The sequence below is a fragment of the Mesorhizobium sp. M0292 genome, assembly GCF_040321695.1.
Taxonomy (GTDB): Bacteria; Pseudomonadota; Alphaproteobacteria; order Rhizobiales; family Rhizobiaceae; genus Mesorhizobium.
Genome location: NZ_JAMYSB010000055.1, coordinates 1 through 3,247 on the forward strand (window position 1 = coordinate 1; position 3,247 = coordinate 3,247).

Below are 3,247 nucleotides of genomic sequence, written 5' to 3' on the forward strand. Positions count from 1 at the left end.
GCCACCCGGCGAAAGCCGATCGCTTCAACACGCACATCCTTACCCCCACCGCGGGGCGCATCCCCCCCCCCGTGGGGCCCCAACGGGGAAATTCAACTAACCCGGGGGGCGCGGGGCGAAAACCCCCGGGCGCCTTTGCCGTTTCAAGCTTCAGGGATTTCGCCATGACCGCTTCATCAAGCCCGCAAGCCGGCCCGCTCGATTTCTTCTGGTTCATCCCGACGCATGGCGACGGCTCCTATCTCGGCTCCGAACAGCTGCAGCGGCCGCCGGAGTTCGCTTACTTCAAGGAGATCGCACAGGCCGTCGACCGGCTCGGCTTTCCCGGCGTGCTTTTGCCGACCGGGCAGAATTGCGAGGATTCCTGGATAACCGCTTCCGGACTAGCGGCGCTGACCGAAAAGCTCAAATTCCTGGTGGCGCTGCGGCCCGGCGTGACGCTGCCGACCTTCGCGGCGCGCCAGACCGCGGCGCTCGACCGGCTGAGCAATGGCCGCCTGCTGCTCAACGTCGTGGTCGGCGGCAACCGACCGAGCTTGCCGGCGACGGTGTCTTCCTGCCGCATGACGAGCGCTATGCCCAGGCGCAGGAGTTCCTAACCATCTGGCGCGCGCTGGTGTCGGGCCAAAGCGTCAATTTCAACGGCAAATATTACCGCGTCGACAATGGCCGCCTCGACCTGTTGCCGAGCCAGGAGCGGCCGCCGCTCTATTTCGGCGGCTCGTCGGATGCGGGCCAGGAGCTCGCCGCCGATCTGGTAGACATGTACCTGACCTGGGGCGAACCGCCGGCACAGGTGGCCGAGAAGCTCAGTGCTGCGCGCAAGAAAGCCGAACGGCGCGGCCGCAAACTGCGTTTCGGCATCAGGCTGCATTTCATCGTGCGCGAGACCGAGGAAGAGGCCTGGCGCGCCGCCGACCGGCTGATCAGCCACGTCACCGATGCCCAGATCGAAAATGCCCAGGCCCGCTTCACCAGGGAGATGGACTCTGTGGGACAGCGGCGCATGGCCGAACTGCATGGCGGCCGCCGCGACAGGCTGGTGGTTTCGCCCAATCTGTGGGCCGGCGTCGGCCTGGTGCGCGGCGGCGCCGGCACAGCTTTGGTCGGCTCGCCCGAGCAGATCGTCGAGCGCATCCGCGAGTATCAGGCGATCGGCATCGACACCATCATCGGCTCCGGCTACCCGCATCTCGAGGAAGCCTACCGCGTCGCCGAGCTTCTGTTCCCGCGTCTCGGCCTGGGCACCAGGCGGGCACGGGCGCATGAGCACATCGCCAATGAATTCGCCGTCGGGTTTCACGGCGCCAACCGCCTTCAGGCGTCGTCATGAGCCTGGCTCAACGGGTCAAACAGAACGGCATCGGCTGGCTGCTGCCGGCGTTGGTCATAATTGGCTGGGAAGCCGCCAGCCGCGCCGGCGTGATGCCCGCCAATGTGCTGCCGGCGCCGAGCGCGGTGGCCGAGGCCTTCTGGCGGCTGACGCTGTCGGGCGAGCTGATACAGAACATCGGCGTCAGCACGCTGCGCGCGCTGGCCGGCTTTGCCATCGGCGGCTCGATCGGCTTTGCACTCGGCCTTGCCAACGGGCTGTCGGCGCTCAGCCGCGGCCTGACCGACACGACGCTGCAGATGATCCGCAACATCCCGCATCTGGCGCTGATCCCGCTGGTCATCCTGTGGTTCGGCATCGACGAGGAAGCAAAACTGTTCCTGGTGGCGCTCGGCGTGTTCTTCCCGATCTACGTCAACACGCTGCTCGGCATCCAGAGCGTCGACCCGCATCTGGTCGAGATGGGCCGGGTCTACGGCATGGACCGCCGCGCGTTGTTTTTTCAGGTGATCCTGCCCGGCGCGCTGCCGGCGATCTTCGTCGGCCTGCGCTATGCGCTGGGCATCATGTGGCTGACGCTGATCGTTGCCGAAACCATCTCGGCCAGTTCCGGCCTCGGCTACATGGCCATGCAGGCACGCGAATTCCTGCTGATCGATGTGGTCGTGCTGTCGATCCTGATCTATGCGCTGCTCGGCAAGCTTGCCGACAGCTTCGCCTGCCTGCTCGAGCGGCTGTCGCTCGGCTGGCATCCCGCCTTCCAGAACGCCTGAGGGTTCGATGCCAACCGCCAGCCTGACCGCCATCCGTTCCTTCGTCGCCGCGCCGGAACCGTCACGGCCGGAGGAGGCCGTCGAAAGGCAGCGCGCCTTTGCCTTCAAGGGCATGGAAAAGCGCTTTGGCGACAAGGTCGTGCTCGACTGCATCGATCTCGACGTGCCGGTCGGGCAGTTCGTTGCCGTCATCGGCAAGAGCGGCTGCGGCAAGAGCACGCTTTTGCGCCTGCTGGCCGGGCTCGACCGGCCGACGGCAGGATCGCTGACATTCGGGCCGGAAGCCAAGGCCGGCGCTGGCGAAGAGAGCCGCTTCATGTTCCAGGAGCCGCGGCTGTTGCCCTGGGCCAGCGTGGTGAAAAACGTCGAGGTCGGGCTGACCGGGCTTGCCACCGGTGCGGAAGCCAGGCGGCGCGCGCTCGCCATCCTGGGTGAAGTCGGCCTCGCCGACCGAGCCGACGAATGGCCCTCGGTGCTCTCGGGCGGCCAGAAGCAGCGCGTGGCGCTGGCGCGTGCACTGATCGGACAGCCAAAGATTCTGGCGCTCGACGAGCCGCTCGGCGCGCTCGATGCGCTGACCCGCATCGAAATGCAGCAGCTTCTGGAACGCATCTGGCTGGAGCAAAAATTCACCGCCGTGCTGGTCACGCATGACGTCGCCGAGGCGGTTGCGCTCGCCGACCGGGTGGTGGTGATCGACGAGGGCCGCATCGCGCTCGATCTCGACGTGTCGGTGGCGCGGCCGCGCCGGCGTGGTTCGGTCGAGCTTGCCAGGCTGGAGGGCAGGATTCTGGATCAGCTGTTCGGGTAGAGCCTATCGCGGGCAGGGCATTCTATCCGAACCGGATAGATCGGTAACAGAATGGACCGGCAATATGGGTGGGGTTTTCTTGCTCGCCGGGTTGTGCCTGTTTGCGAAACTGCGGGTTTGACCAGCGCCTTCCCCCACTCCGTCACCGCTTCGCGGCGCCACCTCTCCCCCCTCCGGAGGGAGGGGAAGGGAGCCAGGCCGCATAAGTTCGCGCCCCTGCAAGGCTCGCGCCTTTCCTCTCCCCCGTCGATCGGGGGAGAGGTGTCGAGGGGGGGAGGAGCGGGGGGGGGGGGGTAGGGGTTGGGGGGGTTTTTGTTGCGAGAGAACCCC

The 3,247-nt window shown here is 66.6% G+C and carries 2 protein-coding genes and 1 pseudogene; all 3 read left to right on the forward strand.

The window, feature by feature from the left end; all coding sequences use genetic code 11:
• Window positions 1-164: 164 nt before the first annotated feature.
• Window positions 165-1,333: pseudogene (ssuD, locus tag NKI96_RS32395) on the forward strand (FMNH2-dependent alkanesulfonate monooxygenase).
• Window positions 1,330-2,106, forward strand: a complete 777-nt coding sequence (locus NKI96_RS32400) for an ABC transporter permease subunit (RefSeq protein ID WP_352807785.1) — start codon at window positions 1,330-1,332, stop codon at window positions 2,104-2,106. Before ssuD ends, NKI96_RS32400 begins: the two are co-directional and overlap by 4 nt.
• 7 nt (window positions 2,107-2,113) lie before the next feature.
• Window positions 2,114-2,917 (forward strand): ATP-binding cassette domain-containing protein, encoded by an 804-nt coding sequence (locus NKI96_RS32405; RefSeq protein ID WP_352807786.1) that lies wholly within the window; start codon window positions 2,114-2,116, stop codon window positions 2,915-2,917.
• Window positions 2,918-3,247: the final 330 nt, after the last annotated feature.

Excerpts from the sequence above, each read along its gene's own strand:
- NKI96_RS32400 (WP_352807785.1), top strand. The coding sequence starts at position 1,330 with ATGAGCCTGGCTCAACGGGTCAAACAGAACGGCATCGGCTGGCTGCTG.
- NKI96_RS32405 (WP_352807786.1), top strand. The coding sequence starts at position 2,114 with ATGCCAACCGCCAGCCTGACCGCCATCCGTTCCTTCGTCGCCGCGCCG.